The 1,911-nt window shown below is 71.3% G+C and carries 2 protein-coding genes; both read left to right on the forward strand.

Annotated features, from left to right (window positions below; translation table 11 throughout):
• A partial coding sequence (locus VFE05_24885) for a hypothetical protein (protein ID HET6233336.1) occupies positions 1-241 on the forward strand: 241 nt, incomplete at its 5' end.
• A gap of 260 nt (positions 242-501) precedes the next feature.
• Positions 502-1,641, forward strand: coding sequence for an aminotransferase class I/II-fold pyridoxal phosphate-dependent enzyme (locus VFE05_24890; GenBank protein ID HET6233337.1), 1,140 nt, complete (start codon positions 502-504; stop codon positions 1,639-1,641).
• Positions 1,642-1,911: the final 270 nt, after the last annotated feature.

The following is a 1,911-nucleotide window of genomic DNA, read 5'->3' on the forward strand; positions in this document are numbered from 1 at the left end:
GATCGAGCGGGCAGGCGCCGGCGTCACCTGCCCGCCGGAAAATGCGGAGGCGCTCGCCGCCGCCGTCCGCCGCCTGTACGCGATGCCCGCGGACGAGCGCGAGGCGATGGGCGCCGCCGGCCGCGCCGCCTACGAGACGGAGTATTCGCAGCAGGGCGCGCTGGACCGCTACGAGCGCCTCTTCGCCGATGTCGCCGCCCGCCGACCGTCGTCCCAGACGAGCGCGGCCGGAGCGGCCTGACGGCGCCTCCATGCGGCAGTCGGTGGATGGCATCGTCGCCGCGATTCATCGTCGGGCGACAGCCGTTGGGGTGGCGCGGAGGACGGGAGATGAGCATCCGCGCATCCGCCGAACCGCCGACGCGACGGGCGATGTCGGGTGGATGGAATCGAAAGATCGAAGTAGCCGGCGCGGCATCCACCGTTCTGGCCGTGAAGCCATCATCGCGCGCGTCCGATGCCCGTCGAGCGGCGGACGGCGGACGCAGAGAGGATCTTGCCGTGGAACGCATCTACCTGTCGCGGCCCTACATGTCGGGGCACGAGCTGCCGCTGGTGCAGGACGCCTTCGCCAGCAACTGGATCGCACCGCTGGGCCCGCACGTGGACGCCTTCGAGCGCGAGTTCGCAGAGGTAGTGGGCTCGCCGCACGCGGCGGCGCTCAGCTCGGGCACGGCGGCGCTGCACCTGGCGCTGATGCTGGTGGGCGTGGGCGCGGGCGACGAGGTGGTGGTGAGCTCGCTCACGTTCTCGGCGAGCGTGAACCCGGTGCTGTACCTGGGCGCCACGCCGGTGTTCGTGGACAGCGAGCGCGGCTCGTGGAACATGGACCCGGCGTTGCTGGAGCAGGCCCTGGCCGAGCGCGCCGCCGCCGGCCGCACGCCCAAGGCGGTGGTGCTGGTGCACCTGTACGGCCAGAGCGCCGACATCGCCCCGGTCGCGGAGATCTGCGACCGCTACGGCGTGGCGCTGGTGGAGGACGCGGCCGAGGCGCTGGGTGCCACGTACCACGGCCGCGCGCCGGGCACGTTCGGGCGGGTGGGCATCTTCTCGTTCAACGGCAACAAGATCATCACCACGTCCGGCGGCGGCATGCTGGTCTCGGCAGATGCGGGGCTGGTGGAGCACGCGCGCAAGCTGGCCACGCAGGCCCGCGACGCCGCGCCGCACTACCAGCACAGCGAGATCGGCTACAACTACCGGATGAGCAACGTGCTGGCCGCCATCGGCCGCGGGCAGCTGAAGGTGCTGGAGGAGCGCGTGCAGGCCCGCCGCCGCAACTTCGAGTTCTATCGCGAGGCGCTGGGGGGGATGCCCGGCATCGACTTCATGCCGGAGGCGAGCTGGGGCCGCCACACGCGCTGGCTCACCTGCATCACCGTGGACCCGGAGCTGTTCGGCGCCGGCCGCGAGGCGCTTCGCCTGGCCTTCGAGGCCGAGCAGATCGAGGCCCGCCCCGTCTGGAAGCCCATGCACCTGCAGCCCATCTTCGCCAAGTACCCCGTCTACGACACCGGCGTCGCGGCGGACCTCTTCGACCGCGGCCTCTGCCTCCCCTCCGGCTCCGACCTCACGCCCGACGAGCTGGATCGCGTGGCGGAAGTAGTCCGCCGCGTCGCCGCCCCGGCGATGGCGGGTTGATGAGCCACTGAACGCTCGGACAGATGAAGAGAAAGGGCATCCGCGCGGCGGGTGCCCTTGTTTTGCCGCGATTTAGGCACTGGTGGGTCGGGAAGGCGCCCCCTTCCCCCAACCCCCCCCCCTGCAAGCGGGAGAGGGGAGTTTTTGTGGCGCAGCAGCAGGACTTGTTGCGATCCACCTCCTACGCCAAACACCTCCACCGCGCATTCGAATTCTCCCCTCCCCCAGGCAGTTTTGGGGGAGGGGCCGGGGGAGGGGCCCCTCGCCGCA

Source organism: Longimicrobiaceae bacterium, assembly GCA_035696245.1.
In the GTDB taxonomy this organism is placed as follows: Bacteria; Gemmatimonadota; Gemmatimonadetes; order Longimicrobiales; family Longimicrobiaceae; genus DASRQW01.